The sequence below is a fragment of the Micromonospora sp. DT4 genome, from assembly GCF_049841675.1.
In the GTDB taxonomy this organism is placed as follows: Bacteria; Actinomycetota; Actinomycetes; order Mycobacteriales; family Micromonosporaceae; genus Micromonospora.
The window spans coordinates 61,428-77,764 of the sequence record NZ_JBNCKT010000002.1; the positions used below are offsets into that span (position 1 = coordinate 61,428).

The following is a 16,337-nucleotide window of genomic DNA, read 5'->3' on the forward strand; positions in this document are numbered from 1 at the left end:
TGAGGCGGCAACATCGCTGAAGTTGTGCGGATCAAGCAGGGTCAGCAGGCTGGGTTGGCGGCGGTGCTCCTCGGGCAGCCGACGCAGAGCGGCGACCACTTCGACGGTGTCGGTACGCCGTGCAGCCGGCCGAGCAGCGCGACCTCCCCGTTGAGGTGGTCGACCTCGATCGAGCCGGCACCCCGGGCGAGGCTCTGCCAGGTGGACCCACCGGACCGGTTAGCGCCACCGACCGGGCGCTGCTACACCAGGTCGCCGCGTTCGGCCCGCTCCTCCTCGGGGGACGTGTGCGGGATGCCGGCGGCCGCGAGGGCGGCGAGCCGAGCGGTCACGTCGCCGTCAGGCTGGCGCAGCGTCAGGCCGCGCTCCCGGATCACGTCCAGGTGCGCCCCGCGGGCCCCCATTGTCACGTCCAGGTGCGCCCCGCGGGCCCCCACTGTCACGTCCAGGTGCGCCCCGCGGGCCACCATTGTCACGTCCAGGTCGGCCTGCGCCAGCCGTACGCCGATCGTCCCGCCGACCGCGCCCGCCCCGATGATCACATACCGCATGGGCCCATTCTTCCCGTGCCCTCCCTCGACTCAACCGTCGATCATGGAATCGTGGTGCCCGGATGCAGGAGAATCATGGCTTTCGTGCCCCACCACAACTCCACGATCGACGGGGAAGAGAGGGCTGGGGTCAGACGGCCAGGCCGGCGTCGGTGAGGATGGGGCTGGCTAGCAGTAGTGCGCCGGCTACCAGGGCGACCAGGTTGACCAGGGCGAAGACGACCACCCAGAAGAACGCCGGGAACGGGGTCAGCCCTGCGAGCTGGTCGGCGTCGGAGGCGGGCATCCGGCCACGCGAGCGCAGGCGTTGCAGCTCCACCACCGGCCGCACCCCGCCGAGCAGCAGGAACCACACCCCGGTGTACGCGAACGCGGCCTGCACCTGCGGCGTCGCGTACCACGAGACGGCGAACACCACCGCTCCGGTGACCAGGAGCGACACCACACCGAACGCGTTACGGATCATGACCAGCATGGCGAGCAGCAGCACCACCGCGACCCAGAGCAGCAGGGTGATCCGGTTGCCGCCGAGCAGCCAGGCGCCGGCCAACCCGACCAGCGGCGGGGCGACGTATCCGGCGAGCAGGGTCAGGATCATGCCCGGTCCGGTGGGTCGACCGGCGGAGAGCGTCAGACCCGACGTGTCCGAGTGCAGCCGGATGCCGCGCAGCTTACGGCCGGTGAGCAGGGCGACGAGCGCGTGCCCGCCCTCGTGGGCGATGGTGATGGCGTTGCGGGCGATCCGCCACGGCAGCCGGGTGGACACCACCAGCAGCGCGACAGCCGCGGTGACCAACACCAGCAGCGGGGGTGGGTCCGGCTGCGCGCCGAACAGCGTGTCCCACATGTCGCCCAGTCCGTCGATCGACATCATGGGGCGCGAGCCTACCGGCGGCGTTCCGGGTCGCTGCCGAGGCACCGGCTCGTATCTTGTGAGACTGATCAGGTGGCGAGTGAAGCGGGAGGTGAGGGCCGATGAGCGCGGAACCCCTGGGACACCACATCGGGCTCTGGACCGAGGCCGACTATTTCGCCCTGGGCGAGACCCCGGACCGAATCGAGCTGCTCGACGGAAGCCTGATCGTGAGCCCTGCCCCGAGCCGTTGGCACCAGCGGGTGTCGCGTCTACTGGCGAACAGCATCGAGGCAGCGGCGGATCCCGACGGGCTTTCGGTCTACGAGGCCATCAACGTCCGGCTTGGCATCGACCGGATCGTCATCCCGGATCTCGTCGTGACCGACATCGACGGCGACGGCATCTTTCTCGACGCAAACCGGGTATCTCTCGTTGGCGAAATCGTCTCGCCGGGCACCGCAGCGGCCGACCGGCTGGTCAAGATGCAGCTCTACGCGATCGCGCGCATCCCCTGGTACCTGCTGGTCGAGCAGGACGGTGACGGTCACTCGCCGCGCCTGTACCGGCTCGACGGCGAGCACTACGTCGAAGACCAGGTCGCCAAGGCCGGCGAGACGTTGAGCATCGCGGAGCCGTTCCGCTGGCAGCTCGACCCGGCCGCGCTGCGCTGATCCGCTCCCACCGCAGTCATCGGAGACCATCGACAGCCGTCGTGAAAGTTTTCTCGACAGCTCTTGCGATCAAGGGCATTTACCTCCAAAGATAGGCGTCAATAGACCGGCGTTCCTGGAGGCACTCATGGCCCGTACCCGATCATCGCTGCGCCGCGCGCTCGCGGCCGGCCTCACCATCCTCGCCACCGCGGCGGCGACCCTGGTCGCGACCGCCGGCCCGGCAGCGGCGGCCACCACCGCCGGCATCGACGTGTCCCACTACCAGGGCACCATCAACTGGACGAGCGTCCGTAACGCGGGCATCGAGTTCGCCTTCATCAAGGCGACCGAGGGCACCAGCGTCAAGGACTCCGCCTTCAACGCGAACTACGTCAACGCGTACAACGCCGGCGTGATCCGCGGGGCGTACCACTTCGCCCGGCCGAACATCTCCGCCGGCTCGACCCAGGCCGCCTACCTGGCGTCCAACGGTGGCGCGTGGTCGGCGGACAGCCGCACCCTGCCGGCCGCGCTGGACATCGAGGCGAACCCGTACAGCGGCGGCTACTGCTACGGACTCAGCACCACCGGGATGCGTAACTGGGTGCAGGACTTCCTGAACACCTACCGGTCGCGCACCGGCCGGTACGCGGTCATCTACACCACCACGAGCTGGTGGAACCAGTGCACCGGCAGCTGGACCGGCCCGTGGGCCAACCACCCGCTCTGGCTGGCCCGCTGGTCGAGCACGCCGGGCGCCCTGCCGGCCGGCGCACCGGTGTGGAGCTTCTGGCAGTACACCAGCAGTGGCGCCGTCTCCGGGATCAGCGGCAACGTGGACCGCAACTACTGGAACGGCGACCGGAGCCGACTCATCGCGCTGGCCAACAACACCTGATCGGGCCGTTGGCGGCAGCGGGATCGACGGTCACCTCACGGTCGACAATCGGTCCGGCTGCCGCCACACCACCGGTTACGGTCAGGCCCGCCGTCGGCTCAGGGCAGGCACCTGGTTCTCCTCGGGAACCAGTGCGCCACGCCGGGTCAGACGCCACGCGCCGACCCCGCCGACGGCAATGGTCACGACGCTGAGCAGTGCGATGAGCGCCGGCATTCCCACGGCGACCAGCAGCAGGACCGCGTCGCCGAAGGCGACGAGCATCCACAGTGCCAGCCGGGGCCGGCCGTCCCTCCGTCGGTAACCCATGTCGTACCTCCTTCCGTCGTCGAAGGTCATTTACCCACGACAACGGAAAGTCATGCGAATGAGTTTCAGTCCTTGCGGTCGGGCTCGAAGCCCTTGGCGATCCGGTCGAAGTTCGGCAGGTTGGCCTGCCAGTCCTTGTCCGCGATCTCCCACCGCAGGGCGTACCCGCGGTTGCTGGCCGTCACGAACCCTCGGTTACGGACGTGGATCCGCTGCCCGTCACGGGTCTCCAGCCACTCCCAGTCGCCACAGGTCTTCCAGAAGTCGCACGGCTTGATGCTGAGGAGCTTGTAGTTATTGACAAAGTCCTTACGGTTCGGCTCCTGCTCCTGCCAGTCCGCGACCGCATCCTTCTTCGGGGTGCTGGTCCACTGCACGAGCAGCTTCCCCGGCCCGTTGGACTGGTTGAAGACGACCGTGTTGCTGTCGACCTGGCTGCGGACCCACCCGTCGGGGATCGGCAGCGTGAAGCCGGCCGGGTCCTTGTGCAGCTTCCAGCCCGGCGGCAGCGCGTTGGGGTCCACGGACTGCGTGGCCGACGGGGTCGGGCTTGGAGCGCCACTGGTCGGCGGGGGCGCCGCCGGAGCGGTCGTCGGCGCCACGGACGTGGCGGCGGCGGTCGTCGGGTCGGCCTGCGGGGTCGTGTCGTCGTCCTTGGTCAGCATCGGCACGATCACCACGAGACCGACCAGCAGCAGGGCCACCAGCGCACCGATCAGCACGTTCCGGCGGGTGTTGTTCGGCTTCGTACCGTCGAACTGCGGGACCGCCGCGCGCCCCGCAGGACTCACCGGGGGCATCACCGACGTGGGCGTCGAGGGTTTGCGCTGCTCCGGCGCCACCGGGGGGCCGTCGACGGCCGTCGGCTCGTCGTCGGCGTCCGTCGTACCGTCGCCGCCGCTATCGCCCCCGGCGGACACCACGGCGGTCGGGTCGGCCTCCGGCGTGGCCGGGCGGTCGATCGTCGCGGTCGGCTCGGCCGGTACCGTGGCCGTCGGCTCGGCGTCCGCACGGCCCGGCATGACCTCCGTCGGCGTCGCGTCGGCCACCGCCGGCCCGGCCGCGGCGGCGGCGACCGGATCAGGGGTACGCGCAGCAGGCGGCGACACCGGGCGGTCGGTGACCTCCTCGGCCGGACGCGGTGCCGGTACGAGCGGTGGGCGCGGTTCACGCGGGCCGTTCGGCCCCGGCCGGCGTACGCCGTCGAGCAGGGAGATCCCCCGCGTCCGCTTGCCACCGGCGCGGCGCAGCAGCCGTTCCGCCGCCTCGGCGGTGATGCGCTCCTTCGGGTCCTTCTGCAGCAGCCCGGTGAGGACCGCCTTGAGCGGGCCGGCGTTCTTCGGCGGCGGCATCGGCTCGGTGGCCAACGCGGCCAGCGTGGCGATCGCGGACGGCCGTGCGTACGGCGACTTGCCCTCCACCGCCGCGTACAGCGTCGCGCCCAGCGACCACAGGTCGGCCTCCGGCCCGGCGGTGCCCTCCCGGGCCCGCTCCGGCGAGATGTACGCGGGCGAACCGAGCACCATGCCGGTACGGGTGACGTTCGGGTCACCGGGGATCGTGGCGAGACCGAAATCGGTCAACACGACCCGGCCGTCCTCGCCCAGCAGCACGTTGCCCGGCTTGACGTCGCGGTGCATGACGCCCGCCTTGTGCGCCGCGTTCAGCGCGCCGAGCACGCCCAGACCGATCTCGATCGTGCGGGCGACCGACACGGGCCCGTCCTCGGCGAGGGTGTCCTGCAACGACCTCGACGCCACGTACTCCATGACGATCCACGGGTCGCCGTCGGTCCGCAGAACGTCGAAGATGCGTACCACGTTGACGTGGTTGAGCCGGGCGATGGCCCGCGCCTCGCGCAGCGAACGTTCCCGCATCTCGCGGCGTTCCTCGTCGGTGAGGCCGGGCGGCGGCACCAACTCCTTGATGGCGACGTCCCGGTGCAGCACCTCGTCGCGCGCCTTCCACACCCGACCCATGCCGCCCTGGCCGAGCGGCGACAGAAGCCGGTATCGGTCAGCGACGAGTTGGGGAAGCGCGTTCGACATCGGTGAGACGGTACCCGGACCCGCCGACCGTCACACCGCCGGCACGCCACTGTGCGTCTGACGTGACTTCTGGCCGCGTACCCTGGCGGCATGTCTGCCGAAGAGCCGCTGTTCCGGGTCGTGCGCGGCGTGCCCACCGCCGACGAACTGGCCGCCCTGGTGGGGGCGGTCATCGTGCGGTCCCGTCCGACCGCGGCGGCCGCACCGGCCACCGCGTCCGCGTGGACGCGCAGCGGCCGGCCGGCGCGCCCCGACACCTGGCGCACCTCCGGTCTCCCTCGCTGACCACGGCTCGCTCCCTTGCGGGGCTGCCAGGATCGCAGTGCAGCCGTTAACCTCACTCAGGGAGATGGTGCAGTGACAGGCAGGGAGGACCGATGATCCCGGAAGAGGACCAGCCGACGCCCTGGCTGCACAGCTACGGCGGCATCGAGGCCGACATCCGTCAACTCCGCGAGTTCGCCGACCGGCTCGCCGCCGAGGTCGAGAGCAACTACGCGCCCCACCTGTCGTACATCGCCGACGACATGTCCGCCAAGGTGCCCAACCCCTGCGACGCGTTCATCGAGCTGGTCACCTTCCTGCACGCCCATCACGAGACCCAGCAGGCCACGACCGACATGGTGTACGCCGTCCGCGGTGCCACCGGTCACCTGGCCGCCGTCGCCGACCGGGTCGCCACCCAGTACGCCGACAGCGACGCCTTCTCCGCCGCCCGAGCCGTGGACGTCCAGCGGGCCCTCGCCGACCCGGGGACTGTCCTGCCCAGCGGCCGGACCCCGACATTGAGCGACCCCACCGGCCCCGACAGCGAGAGGCCGGTGGTCCTGCCGTGATTGAGCGTGGTGGCGGCCGCACCTCCGGCCAGACCGACTGGCACCTGATGGACCTCAACAGCATGTGGACCTGCCTCCAGGACCACGACACCACCAACCACTGGAAACAGGTCGCCGGCTGGCGCAAGGTCTGCGACCTGGCCCAGATCCACCTCGGCCGACTCCAGGAATACCGCCGAGGGCTCGCCGAAGCGTGGCCCCCCGAGACCAGTGCCGCCTCCGGCACGTACCTCGCCCAACTCGACGACCTGATCGCCAAGGTGCGCCACACCCACGACGCCGCCGCCGCCAACTACACCGCGCTGTCCGCCGCCACCCAGGCCATCGGCACCACCCGCGCCGAGCTTCGCAAGCTCCACGAGGAGTACGCGGTCAAGCTCAAACAGAAGCAGGCGTACGAGGCGACCGCCGCCGACCCGAAGGCAATCATGGGCAATCGGGCCGTCAATGCGCCGGTGACGGATGGCGACCTGGAACGGCTGAACGTGCAGGCACGCGCCATGATGTTCAACCTCAGTGGCGAGCTCCAACAAGCCCAAGCCACCCTCCAAAAACCCCCAGCCCCACCACCCAGGTTGAGGCGAGACCCCTCAAGCAAAGACGCCTACGATTTCAGCACCGGACCAATGATTCCGCCGATCATTCCAGTGCCCTTTGGCCAAGATGCGACCGCTCGCCAGCCCTCAATAAATCCGGGAAACAGGTCGAATCCCATACAGACACCGGCCGGCGTCGGACCAGTGCTCGGCAGCGCTAGCGCTGTTACGCCGCCAAACCCGACGATTACGGGATTGCAAGGATCTGCACCGAGCATCCCGACGGCGGGTTCCGGGACAACTCACATACCACTCACCTCATTCGCTCAACCACAGTTGCCATCGCAAGAGAAACTGAACGGTATTGGCCGGCCCACTAGAGGAGCCACCAACAACGTTTCACACCCTGCAATGCCTCCGCAAATGCGGTCTACGCCAACCAACGGCCTAATTGGCGGCGCACCTAGCCCAGGAGTCAATCCACCTCCCTCTGGCGCCAACTCAATGCGAAAGGTCAATCCAATCGGCGGCGTAATCGGCGGTGGCGGCGCTGGCACCACGCCGACCGGCGGTGCCGGCTCCCGACCGGGCAGCGGTCGTGGTGTAGCCGGAGGGCAGGGACTTACGCCCATCGGCGGCGCCCCTGGCTTCGGCGGCAATACCGGCGCGCATCCTTCCCTAGGTCATTTAGCCATAGAAGAACACGGCAAGGATGGGCATGCTTGGGATCCCGACAATCCGTGGGAGACCGAACAGGGTGTGAGCCCTATCGTTCGCTCTCCAGATGAGCCTGGACCATCTGACCCAGGTCCGGCCATCGGGCTTGATCGGTGAACTCCGTCATCCGGCGAACCTTTACAGCCTTGGCCACCGTTCTTTCATTAATCGCCCCTACGGGATCATTCATTCACGGGATGAGCGGTCAGGCGAGTCTCGAGCCGAGCTGGGCTGAACGGATCCGTGGAGACCAGTGGCATCTCAAATACCTTAAAGCTCTCGATGCTCAACGGATTACGCGGGGGGCGGGCGTTATCGTCGCAGTTCCAGATACAGGAGTTCAGCCCCATCCCGATTTACGCAACAATTTGTTAAACGGGATCGATCTCATTTCAGGGACCGGCAACGGCCAGAACGATCAGAACAGTCACGGCACCGGCATGGCCGGTTTAATTGCCGCTCACGGGCAAAGCGACACGCTCGGCGCATTGGGGCTAGCTCCAGACGCCAAAATTCTGCCGATACGCGATACGTCAAGCGATGGCCGAGGAGAACCTGACACATTAGCAGCCGGCATTGATTATGCGGTTCGCAACGGGGCTGACGTGATCTGCATATCTTCGGTCGGCGGTGCCGGAATCCCTCTGCAGCGATCTATCGAAGCGGCAGTTGCTGCAAATGTCGTTCTGGTCGCAGCCGCCGGCAACATGCCAGAAGACACTTCCATCGGTTATCCAGCATCGGAGGACGCAGTCATCTCGGTCGGAGGGATAGATCGAGATGGGAACCATGCTGACGTCTCTGTGACTGGCCCCGAAGTTGACGTCGTCGCGCCGGCGGTGGACATTTACAGCACGAGTATTAACGGCAAGTACCGCAAGGGCACTGGCACCTCTGATGCCACGGCGATTGTGGCCGGGGCTGCGGCGTTGATCAGGTCGAAGTATCCCTACCTGCCGGCACAGGAGGTAGCCCATCGGCTCACGGCCACGGCCATTGACAAGGGGCCGCCCGGCCGGGACGACGAGTACGGGTACGGCGTGATCGATCTTGTGGCGGCGCTGACGGCAGACGTACCCCCGTTGGGGTTTGAATCGGTGAGCGCGCCCGCCGGGGGTGGCCCGACCACGACGGCCGATGTTCGGCCGGACGAGGATGACGGCGCAACCGCCCGCGGCCTTGCCACCCTCGGAATGATCGTCGCCGGCGGGGTGGGGTGGGCGCTCGTGGCGCGTCGGCGGCGGCGCGGTGATGATCCTCCGCCCAGAATCAGTCGGTAGTCGGGCCCAGGTCCCCTGATCGACTCGGGTTCCTTGAAGTCGGGGCATCCCACGCCACCGGATACCCCGCTGTTGCACGAAGACGCGTAGATCACGGCGGCGGGCGGGTCGATCGGCTCCATATCGGCGATGTGGGGTGTCGGCGTGGGTTGATGGCGCAATATCGGCGATGGTCTGGATCAAGAGTGGGCGTGTGGCGGACCGGTGTGGTGGGCGGTGGGCCGGTAACGTCGGGCTGGTGTCTGACACTCTGCCGCTCCGCCTCGTGCTCGCCTCGGCCAGCCCTGCTCGTCGAAAATTGCTCCAGGCCGCCGGCATCGAACCGGACGTGCTGGTCAGCGGGGTGGACGAGTCCCTGGTGGTGACCGACCGGGCCGAAGATCTGTGTCTGGAGTTGGCCCGGCTCAAGGCAGAGGCAGTGCTGAGCCGGCTGAGCCCTACCGCCACGGCAACCGGGCCAGACGGCACCAGCGCAGGTACCAGCACGGACGCAGGGACCGGTCAGCGGACTCTGATCATCGGCTGCGACTCGGTGCTCGCGTTCGACGGGAAGATTCTTGGCAAACCGGCGGATTCGGCGGACGCTACCCGGCGCTGGTTGCGGATGCGGGGGCGCAGCGGAGTCCTGCACAGCGGGCATTGCCTGATCGACCTGGTCAGCGGGCGGCGGGCGGAGGCGGTCGCGTCGACGATCGTCCACTTCGCGGACATCAGCGACGACGAGATCGCCGCGTACGTCGCCACGGGTGAACCGTTGGCGGTGGCGGGCGCATTCACCATCGACGGGTTGGGCGGGGCGTTCGTGGAGCGGATCGAGGGTGATCCGGGGACCGTGGTCGGGTTGTCGATGCCGTTGCTGCGTCGGCTTCTGGCGGAACTGGGTCTACAGATCACGGACCTGTGGACAAAGGTCGCGCCGGGCGGCCAATCGGTCGAGCCGCTCGGTAACGTCCTTTCATGACCACCAAGTCGATCCCGCTCACCGACGAGTTGCACGCGTACCTGGTCGCGCACGGCGCACCACCGGACGAGATCATCCGTGATCTGGCCGAGGAGACCCGGTCGGTGCTGCCGGAGCACGCCAGCATGCAGGTGGCGCCGGAGCAGGCCGCGTTCCTGACGTTCCTGACCCGGCTGCTCGACGTACGGCAGGCCGTCGAGGTCGGCACGTTCACCGGCCTGTCGGCGCTGGCTATCGCCCGAGGGTTGCCTGACGGTGGGCGGCTCACCTGCTTCGACATCTCCGAGGAGTACACCGGGATCGCCCGGCGTTACTGGTCCCGCGCCGGTGTGCAGGACCGTATCGACCTGCGCATCGGCCCGGCCGGCGACACGCTGCGGGAATTGCCGCAGGAGCGCCACCTGGACTTCGCGTTCATCGACGCCGACAAGACCGGGTACCCGGTCTACTGGGCCGAGCTTGTGCCGCGGATGCGGCCGGGCGGGGTGATCGCCGTCGACAACGTTTTGCGCGGCGGGCGGGTGATCGCCCCGCGGGACGTCAACGACCGGGCCATCGCCGCCTTCAACGACGAGGTGCTGGCCGATGTACGGGTCGACCCGGTGATGCTGCCCATCGCCGACGGCCTCACCCTCGCCCGGGTGCGCTGACTGCCGCCGTACAGACGACGATCGGGGTGCCCCGGGACAGGGCACCCCGATGGTCGACTACGTCAGCGGACGCTGCGGGCGAACTGGCGGGCGGCCCAGAAGACGCCCAGCGCGGCGAGGACCGCGGTGATGGTCAGGCCCTGCCACACCTTGTCGCTGCCCAGGTCGCCGGCGAACAGCGCCCGGGTGCCGTCGACCGCCCAGGAGAACGGGTTCCACTCGGCGATGCCCTGCAACCAGCCGGGTGCGAAGGTCAGCGGCAGCAGGATGCCGGAGAGCAGCAGCACCGGCTGCGCCACGGTATTCATCAGTGGGGCGAGCGCGTCCTCGCTCTTGACCTTGAGTGCGACGCCGTAGGAGACGGCCGAGGTCATGAGCGCGATGAGGGCGAGCATCAGGTACGCCAGCAGCAGGTCACCGATGTACACCCGCAGGTCGAACAGGAGCGCCAGCAGGGTGATGATGACGGCCTGCACGATGAGCGAGACCACGTCGCGCAGCGAGCGGCCGAGCAGCAGGGCGAGCCGGCTGATCGGGGTGACCCGGGAGCGTTCGATGACGCCGGCGCGCAGTTCGGCGATCAGGCCGAAGCCCTGGAACAGGCCGCCGAAGATGGCCAGCAGCACCAGCAGGCCGGGTACGAAGATCTTGTAGGCGGCGGCCTGGGTGGGCGCGTTCAGGGCCGGCTTGAGCAGTGGGGCGAAGAGCAGCAGGTACATCACCGGCTGGAACACGCCGACGAAGACCCAGACCGGGTTGCGCAGCAGGAGCTGGATCTGCCGCTGGAAGATCAGCCACGTGTCGCGGGCGAATTTCATGAGTCGTCTCTCCGGGGTCAGGACTCGCGCAGCGAGCGGCCGGTCTTGGTCAGGAAGACGTCGTCCAGGCTGGGCCGGTGCAACTCGATCGAGCGCAGCTCCAGACCGGCGTGGTCGAGTCGGCGCAGCACCTGGGGAATGGCGGTGGCACCCTCGTCGACGTAGAGGCGCAGGCCGCCCTCGTCGGCGGTCTCCAGCTTGTTGACGTACGGCTCGCCGTCGAGCGCCTTCGTGGCCTGCGGGGTGGCGGCCAGGTCGAGGCCGACGAGCACCACGTCCCCGGAGATCTCCCGCTTGAGTTCGGCCGGCGTGCCCTCGGCGACGACCTCGCCGTTGTCCATGATCGCGATGCGGTCGCAGAGGGCGTCGGCCTCGTCCAGGTAGTGCGTGGTGATGAAGACGGTCATCCCGTCGTTGCGCAGCCGCCGGATCTCGTCCCACATGTGGGCGCGGCTCTGCGGGTCGAGGCCGGTGGTCGGCTCGTCCAGGAAGACGATCTTCGGCTCGTGGATGATGCCGAGCGCGATCTCGACCCGCCGACGCTGGCCGCCGGAGTAGGTCTTGCACTTGCGGTCGGCGTACTCGGTGAGCTGGAAGGCATCCAGCGCGCGGACGGCGCGCTGCTGCGCGTCGGCCTTGCCGATGCCGTACATCCGCGCGTGCAGGACCAGCTCCTCGCGGGCGGTCGACTCGTCCCAGGTGCTGCCGCCCTGCGGCACGTACCCGATCCGGCGGCGGACCTCCGCCGGGTCCTTGCGCAGGTCGGCGCCGGCGATGGTGGCCTCGCCACCGTCGGGCTCGATCAGCGTGGCGAGCATCCGCAGCGTGGTGGTCTTGCCGGCGCCGTTGGGGCCGAGGAAGCCGAAGATCTCGCCCTCGGCGACCTGAAGGTTGACGCCGCGCACGGCGTCCACCGTCTTCGTCTCTCGACCCGCGCGGGAGCGGAACGACTTCCGCAGCCCCCTGGTCTCGATCATTTCTGCTCCTGGTCGGTGGGTCGGGCCGGCCGCGCCGGCCGTCGAGTGGGACGACGCCGGACGGCGCACTCCCCCGCTGTGCCGACAGCAGGCTAACGCGATATAGCTTCTTTAGTCAACGTTGATTATTCCGATGGCGAATCGCCGTCCCGGAAACTCGACCATCCGGCGGCGTTCTCCAGCTCAGCAGGTAGGTACGACACGCCGGACTCGATCCGTTCCGCGATCCGCTCGCACCAGCGCAGCTCCGCCTCCGCCCGCTCGGACCAGAGCTCGAACAGCCACGCGACGTGCACCGGCTTGCTCTTGCGGATCCAGTCGGACTCGAGCGAGGCCCGCATCGAGGCGACACTGGCGCGCAGCAGGTTGGCCCGGTTCCGTAGGGCCGCCGCCGCCTCGGAGCGGGGCAGCGCCGGCAGGAAGCCGAACGCCGCCGAGAACGGATCGAGCGGCTCCGACAGGCCCCACCAGAAGCCGCGCAGGAGCGTCTGGAACTCGTCCTCCCCCACCGGCGTCACCTCGTAGGTGGTGCGCGCCGGACGGGCGCCGACCTGCTCGGTGGCGACGGCCCGCAGCAGCCCTTCCTCGGTGAGTTTGCGCAGCGCGTGGTAGATCGAACCGGGCTGCACGTTCGCCCACTTGTCGGCGCCCCAGCTCAGCAGCTCGCGGCGCACGTCGTAGCCGTGCACGGGCTGCATCCACCGCACCAGCCCGAGGATCATCATCCGAGTCGCAGACACCAGACAAGCGTAATAGCCAAGTTTGACTAAGCTCAGTGCCCCATCCCACACTGAGCGATCGTTAGGGGCCGCCTGGGGTGGCCGATACACTCCCCGTCAGTAACCTGCCGGGAGGAGCCACGAAGGTGCGCAAGGTACTCATCGCCAACCGCGGCGAGATCGCCGTCCGGGTCATCCGCGCCTGTCGTGACGCCGGCCTGGGCAGCGTCGCCGTGTACGCGGACTCCGACCGCGACGCCCTGCACGCCACGCTCGCCGACGAGGCGTACGCGCTCGGCGGAGACAGCGCGACCGAGACGTACCTGCGCATCGACAAGCTGCTCGACATCGCCGCCCGGGCCGACGCCGACGCGGTGCACCCGGGCTACGGCTTCCTCAGCGAGAACGCCGACTTCGCCCAGGCCGTCATCGACGCCGGGCTGACCTGGATCGGCCCCACCCCGCAGGCGATCCGCGACCTGGGCGACAAGGTGACCGCCCGGCACATCGCCCAGCGCGCCGGCGCGCCGCTGGTCCCCGGCACCCCGGACCCGGTGGGCAGCCCGGACGAGGTGATGGCGTTCGCCGTCGACCACGGCCTGCCGGTCGCCATCAAGGCCGCCTTCGGTGGCGGCGGTCGCGGCCTCAAGGTCGCCCGCACCATGGAGGAGATCCCCCAGCTCTTCGAGTCGGCCACCCGCGAGGCAGTCGCGGCGTTCGGTCGGGGCGAGTGCTTCGTCGAGCGCTACCTGGACCAGCCCCGGCACGTCGAGGCGCAGGTCCTCGCCGACCAGCACGGCAACGTGATCGTGGTGGGCACCCGGGACTGCTCGTTGCAGCGCCGGCACCAGAAGCTCGTGGAGGAGGCCCCCGCGCCATTTCTCACCGACGCGCAACGCGCACAGCTGCACGACAGCGCCAAGGCGATCTGCCGCGAGGCCGGCTACCACGGCGCCGGCACCGTGGAGTACCTGGTCGGCAAGGACGGCACGATCTCCTTCCTGGAGGTCAACACGCGACTCCAGGTCGAGCACCCGGTCACCGAGGAGACCGCCGGCATCGACCTGGTCCGCGAGCAGTTCCGGATCGCCGACGGCGAGAAGCTGCGGATCACTGAGGACCCGACGCCGCGCGGGCACGCCATCGAATTCCGGATCAACGGCGAGGACCCGGGCCGCAACTTCCTCCCCGCGCCGGGCACCGTCACCACGCTGCACCTGCCCACCGGGCCCGGCGTCCGGGTGGACACCGGCATCTCGGCCGGTGACGTGATCGGCGGCAACTTCGACTCGCTGCTGGCCAAGGTGATCATCGTCGGTGAGACGCGGACCGAGGCGCTGGAACGCGCCCGCCGCGCCCTCGACGAGATGGTCGTCGACGGCATGGCGACCGCGCTGCCGTTCCACCGGCTCGTCGTGCGGGACGAGGCGTTCACCGCCGAGCCGTTCACCGTGCACACCCGGTGGATCGAGACCGAGTTCCACAACACCGTGCCGCCGTTCGCCGCCGCCGCCGGCACCGCCGAGGCGCCGGCCGAACGCGACACCGTCGTGGTCGAGGTCGGCGGCAAGCGCATCGAGGTCAGCCTCCCCGCCGGCTTCGGCGGGAGTACGACCGCCGCCTCACCCGCCTCCCGCAAGCCGACCCGGCGCGGGGGCGGCGCCAAGGCGGGCGCACCGGTCGGCGGCGACGCGCTCACCTCCCCGATGCAGGGCACCATCGTCAAGATCGCGGTCGCCGACGGCGACACCGTGGCCGAGGGCGACCTGGTGGTGGTGCTCGAGGCGATGAAGATGGAGCAGCCGCTGCACGCCCACAAGGCGGGTACGGTCAGCGGACTCGCCGCCGAGGTCGGTGCCGTGATCACCGCGGGCGCGCCCATCTGCACGATCTCCTGAGCCGCAGCACCCCCGTACGCGTGCTTGCTGGCAGTTTGTCCGCGTAGGCGGCCTCGGTGAGGGTGGTTTGCCGCACCGAGACGGGCGGGGGCGGCCGTGGGCAGGAATGATGGCCGGGTGCGGTTCCTTTCCGGCGCGGCCCCCGCGCACGACCTGACCTATACCGACGTCTTCATGGCGCCGGCCCGCTCCGACCTCGGCTCCCGCCTCGACGTGGACCTGTCCACCGGCGACGGCACGGGCACCACCATCCCGCTGGTGGTGTCGAACATGACGGCGGTCGCCGGACGGCGGATGGCCGAGACGGTGGCCCGGCGGGGCGCGATCACGGTGATCCCGCAGGACATCCCGATCGAGGTCGTGGCGAACGTCGTCGCCTGGGTCAAGCAGCGGCACCTGGTCTACGACACGCCCATCACCCTGGGCCCGACCGAGACCGTCGGCGACGCGATCCACCTGCTGCCGAAGCGGTCGCACGGCGCGGTGATCGTGGTCGACGAGGCCGGACGACCGATGGGCGTGGTCACCGAGGCGGACACCATGGGCGTCGACAGGTTCGCCCAACTGCGGCACGTGATGTCGACCGAGCTGCACACCGTCCCGGCGGACGCGGACCCGCGTACCGGCTTCGACAGGCTCTCCGCCGGCCGCCGTCGACTCGCCCCGGTGGTGGACGCCGACGGCCGGCTAATCGGGGTGCTGACCCGGCAGGGCGCGCTGCGCGCCACCCTCTACACGCCGGCCGTGGACGATCGGGGTCGGCTGCGCATCGCGGCGGCGGTCGGGATCAACGGGGACGTCACCGGCAAGGCCGCCGCGCTGCTCGAGGCCGGGGTGGACACGCTGGTCGTGGACACCGCGCACGGCCACCAGGAGCGGATGATCTCGGCGTTGCGGGCGGTCCGCAAGCTGGACCCGGGCGTACCGGTAGCGGCCGGCAACGTGGTCACCGCCGAGGGGGTACGCGACCTGGTCGAGGCCGGCGCGGACATCATCAAGGTCGGTGTCGGTCCGGGCGCGATGTGCACCACCCGGATGATGACCGGCGTGGGCCGGCCGCAGTTCTCCGCCGTCCTCGACTGCTCGACGGCGGCGCGGGAGCTGGGCCGGCACGTCTGGGCCGACGGCGGGGTGCGGCACCCCCGCGACGTGGCGCTCGCGCTGGCGGCCGGCGCGTCGAACGTGATGATCGGCTCCTGGTTCGCCGGCACCTACGAGTCCCCCGGTGACCTCTACATGGAGCCGGACGGGCGGCGGTACAAGGAGAGCTTCGGCATGGCCTCGGCGCGGGCGGTCAGCGCGCGTACGGCCGACGACAGCCCGTACGACCGGGCCCGCAAGGCGGTGTTCGAGGAGGGCATCTCCTCGGCCCGGATGTACCTGGACCCGAACCGGCCCGGCGTCGAGGACCTGATCGACGAGATCATCGCCGGGGTGCGCAGCGCCTTCACCTACGCCGGTGCCCGTAACCTGACGCAGTTCCACGAGCGGGCCCTCGTAGGCGTACAAAGCGCCGCCGGTTACACCGAAGGAATGCCCCTCCCCACCAGCTGGTAACCCCCCACCCCCATCGGGTCGATCATGGAATTGTGGTGCCTCACAGAACGGGCAGCGACGGGTGAACCGCCCA

17 protein-coding genes and 1 pseudogene are annotated in these 16,337 nt (G+C 69.4%); 10 read left to right on the forward strand and 8 right to left on the reverse strand.

Translation table 11 applies throughout. The features are described 5' to 3' along the window. Positions 1 to 41: 41 nt before the first annotated feature. The 3 genes and pseudogenes from ACLQ24_RS01240 to ACLQ24_RS01250 all read right to left on the reverse strand — a co-directional run. Positions 42 to 200 (reverse strand): annotated as a pseudogene (locus ACLQ24_RS01240) (hypothetical protein); the annotation flags it as partial. A 42-nt stretch (positions 201 to 242) separates the two neighbouring features. Further along, complete coding sequence (locus tag ACLQ24_RS01245) at positions 243 to 551, reverse strand: ketopantoate reductase family protein (RefSeq protein ID WP_425888540.1); 309 nt, start codon at positions 549 to 551, stop codon at positions 243 to 245. A 130-nt stretch (positions 552 to 681) separates the two neighbouring features. Continuing rightward, on the reverse strand, positions 682 to 1,425 hold the full coding sequence (locus ACLQ24_RS01250) for a M50 family metallopeptidase (protein ID WP_425888541.1): 744 nt from the start codon (positions 1,423 to 1,425) through the stop codon (positions 682 to 684). A gap of 101 nt (positions 1,426 to 1,526) precedes the next feature. Here ACLQ24_RS01250 and ACLQ24_RS01255 point away from each other — a divergent pair, with 101 nt between their 5' ends. Together ACLQ24_RS01255 and ACLQ24_RS01260 are read left to right on the forward strand one after the other, a co-directional pair. Further along, complete coding sequence (locus ACLQ24_RS01255; RefSeq protein WP_425888542.1) at positions 1,527 to 2,078, forward strand: Uma2 family endonuclease; 552 nt, start codon at positions 1,527 to 1,529, stop codon at positions 2,076 to 2,078. A gap of 127 nt (positions 2,079 to 2,205) precedes the next feature. Continuing rightward, positions 2,206 to 2,958 (forward strand): GH25 family lysozyme, encoded by a 753-nt coding sequence (locus ACLQ24_RS01260; RefSeq protein WP_425888543.1) that lies wholly within the window; start codon positions 2,206 to 2,208, stop codon positions 2,956 to 2,958. An 81-nt stretch (positions 2,959 to 3,039) separates the two neighbouring features. Here ACLQ24_RS01260 and ACLQ24_RS01265 read toward each other — a convergent pair whose 3' ends face one another. Together ACLQ24_RS01265 and ACLQ24_RS01270 are read right to left on the reverse strand one after the other, a co-directional pair. After that, positions 3,040 to 3,267, reverse strand: a complete 228-nt coding sequence (locus ACLQ24_RS01265) for a hypothetical protein (protein WP_425888544.1) — start codon at positions 3,265 to 3,267, stop codon at positions 3,040 to 3,042. 65 nt (positions 3,268 to 3,332) lie between these two features. Further along, positions 3,333 to 5,315, reverse strand: a complete 1,983-nt coding sequence (locus ACLQ24_RS01270) for a protein kinase domain-containing protein (RefSeq protein ID WP_425888545.1) — start codon at positions 5,313 to 5,315, stop codon at positions 3,333 to 3,335. Between the two features lie 90 nt (positions 5,316 to 5,405). Between ACLQ24_RS01270 and ACLQ24_RS01275 the strand changes: the two genes are divergently transcribed. From ACLQ24_RS01275 to ACLQ24_RS01300, 6 genes are all read left to right on the forward strand, one after another. Continuing rightward, positions 5,406 to 5,600 carry an acyl-CoA carboxylase subunit epsilon gene (locus ACLQ24_RS01275; RefSeq protein ID WP_425888546.1) on the forward strand — a complete coding sequence of 65 codons (195 nt, stop codon included), beginning with the start codon at positions 5,406 to 5,408 and terminating at the stop codon, positions 5,598 to 5,600. 92 nt (positions 5,601 to 5,692) lie between these two features. Beyond that, complete coding sequence (locus ACLQ24_RS01280) at positions 5,693 to 6,151, forward strand: hypothetical protein (protein WP_425888547.1); 459 nt, start codon at positions 5,693 to 5,695, stop codon at positions 6,149 to 6,151. Continuing rightward, positions 6,148 to 7,521: a hypothetical protein gene (locus ACLQ24_RS01285; RefSeq protein WP_425888548.1), complete on the forward strand. Its 1,374-nt coding sequence runs from the start codon at positions 6,148 to 6,150 to the stop codon at positions 7,519 to 7,521. The genes ACLQ24_RS01280 and ACLQ24_RS01285 overlap by 4 nt, the downstream gene beginning before the upstream one ends. Before the next feature lie 80 nt (positions 7,522 to 7,601). Next, positions 7,602 to 8,684 carry a type VII secretion-associated serine protease mycosin gene (gene mycP / locus ACLQ24_RS01290; protein WP_425888549.1) on the forward strand — a complete coding sequence of 361 codons (1,083 nt, stop codon included), beginning with the start codon at positions 7,602 to 7,604 and terminating at the stop codon, positions 8,682 to 8,684. 238 nt (positions 8,685 to 8,922) lie between these two features. Further along, complete coding sequence (locus ACLQ24_RS01295; protein WP_425888550.1) at positions 8,923 to 9,645, forward strand: Maf family protein; 723 nt, start codon at positions 8,923 to 8,925, stop codon at positions 9,643 to 9,645. Further along, positions 9,642 to 10,295: an O-methyltransferase gene (locus ACLQ24_RS01300; RefSeq protein WP_425888551.1), complete on the forward strand. Its 654-nt coding sequence runs from the start codon at positions 9,642 to 9,644 to the stop codon at positions 10,293 to 10,295. Before ACLQ24_RS01295 ends, ACLQ24_RS01300 begins: the two co-directional genes overlap by 4 nt. A 62-nt stretch (positions 10,296 to 10,357) precedes the next feature. On the opposite strand, the gene ACLQ24_RS01305 is transcribed toward ACLQ24_RS01300, so the two are convergent. The 3 genes from ACLQ24_RS01305 to ACLQ24_RS01315 form a co-directional block, all read right to left on the reverse strand. Further along, positions 10,358 to 11,113: an ABC transporter permease gene (locus ACLQ24_RS01305; RefSeq protein ID WP_425888552.1), complete on the reverse strand. Its 756-nt coding sequence runs from the start codon at positions 11,111 to 11,113 to the stop codon at positions 10,358 to 10,360. A 17-nt stretch (positions 11,114 to 11,130) separates the two neighbouring features. Next, the gene (locus tag ACLQ24_RS01310; RefSeq protein WP_425888553.1) at positions 11,131 to 12,090 is read right to left on the reverse strand and encodes an ATP-binding cassette domain-containing protein; all 960 of its coding nucleotides are present in this window, start codon (positions 12,088 to 12,090) and stop codon (positions 11,131 to 11,133) included. Between the two features lie 125 nt (positions 12,091 to 12,215). Beyond that, entirely contained in the window at positions 12,216 to 12,815 is a 600-nt protein-coding gene (locus ACLQ24_RS01315) for a PadR family transcriptional regulator (RefSeq protein WP_425888655.1), read from the reverse strand. 140 nt (positions 12,816 to 12,955) lie between these two features. Here ACLQ24_RS01315 and ACLQ24_RS01320 point away from each other — a divergent pair, with 140 nt between their 5' ends. Together ACLQ24_RS01320 and ACLQ24_RS01325 are read left to right on the forward strand one after the other, a co-directional pair. Then, positions 12,956 to 14,707 carry an acetyl/propionyl/methylcrotonyl-CoA carboxylase subunit alpha gene (locus ACLQ24_RS01320; protein WP_425888555.1) on the forward strand — a complete coding sequence of 584 codons (1,752 nt, stop codon included), beginning with the start codon at positions 12,956 to 12,958 and terminating at the stop codon, positions 14,705 to 14,707. A gap of 117 nt (positions 14,708 to 14,824) precedes the next feature. Then, a complete protein-coding gene (locus ACLQ24_RS01325) occupies positions 14,825 to 16,264 on the forward strand; it encodes a GuaB1 family IMP dehydrogenase-related protein (protein WP_425888556.1) in 1,440 nt (479 codons plus the stop codon). Positions 16,265 to 16,337: the final 73 nt, after the last annotated feature.

What these genes read in the sequence shown, in the direction of transcription:
- ACLQ24_RS01245 (WP_425888540.1), bottom strand. Translation starts at nt 551, where the DNA reads ATGCGGTATGTGATCATCGGGGCGGGCGCGGTCGGCGGGACGATCGGC.
- ACLQ24_RS01250 (WP_425888541.1), bottom strand. Translation starts at nt 1,425, where the DNA reads ATGATGTCGATCGACGGACTGGGCGACATGTGGGACACGCTGTTCGGC.
- ACLQ24_RS01255 (WP_425888542.1), top strand. Translation starts at nt 1,527, where the DNA reads ATGAGCGCGGAACCCCTGGGACACCACATCGGGCTCTGGACCGAGGCC.
- ACLQ24_RS01260 (WP_425888543.1), top strand. Translation starts at nt 2,206, where the DNA reads ATGGCCCGTACCCGATCATCGCTGCGCCGCGCGCTCGCGGCCGGCCTC.
- ACLQ24_RS01265 (WP_425888544.1), bottom strand. Translation starts at nt 3,267, where the DNA reads ATGGGTTACCGACGGAGGGACGGCCGGCCCCGGCTGGCACTGTGGATG.
- ACLQ24_RS01270 (WP_425888545.1), bottom strand. Translation starts at nt 5,315, where the DNA reads ATGTCGAACGCGCTTCCCCAACTCGTCGCTGACCGATACCGGCTTCTG.
- ACLQ24_RS01275 (WP_425888546.1), top strand. Translation starts at nt 5,406, where the DNA reads ATGTCTGCCGAAGAGCCGCTGTTCCGGGTCGTGCGCGGCGTGCCCACC.
- ACLQ24_RS01280 (WP_425888547.1), top strand. Translation starts at nt 5,693, where the DNA reads ATGATCCCGGAAGAGGACCAGCCGACGCCCTGGCTGCACAGCTACGGC.
- mycP (WP_425888549.1), top strand. Translation starts at nt 7,602, where the DNA reads ATGAGCGGTCAGGCGAGTCTCGAGCCGAGCTGGGCTGAACGGATCCGT.
- ACLQ24_RS01300 (WP_425888551.1), top strand. Translation starts at nt 9,642, where the DNA reads ATGACCACCAAGTCGATCCCGCTCACCGACGAGTTGCACGCGTACCTG.
- ACLQ24_RS01305 (WP_425888552.1), bottom strand. Translation starts at nt 11,113, where the DNA reads ATGAAATTCGCCCGCGACACGTGGCTGATCTTCCAGCGGCAGATCCAG.
- ACLQ24_RS01310 (WP_425888553.1), bottom strand. Translation starts at nt 12,090, where the DNA reads ATGATCGAGACCAGGGGGCTGCGGAAGTCGTTCCGCTCCCGCGCGGGT.
- ACLQ24_RS01315 (WP_425888655.1), bottom strand. Translation starts at nt 12,815, where the DNA reads ATGATGATCCTCGGGCTGGTGCGGTGGATGCAGCCCGTGCACGGCTAC.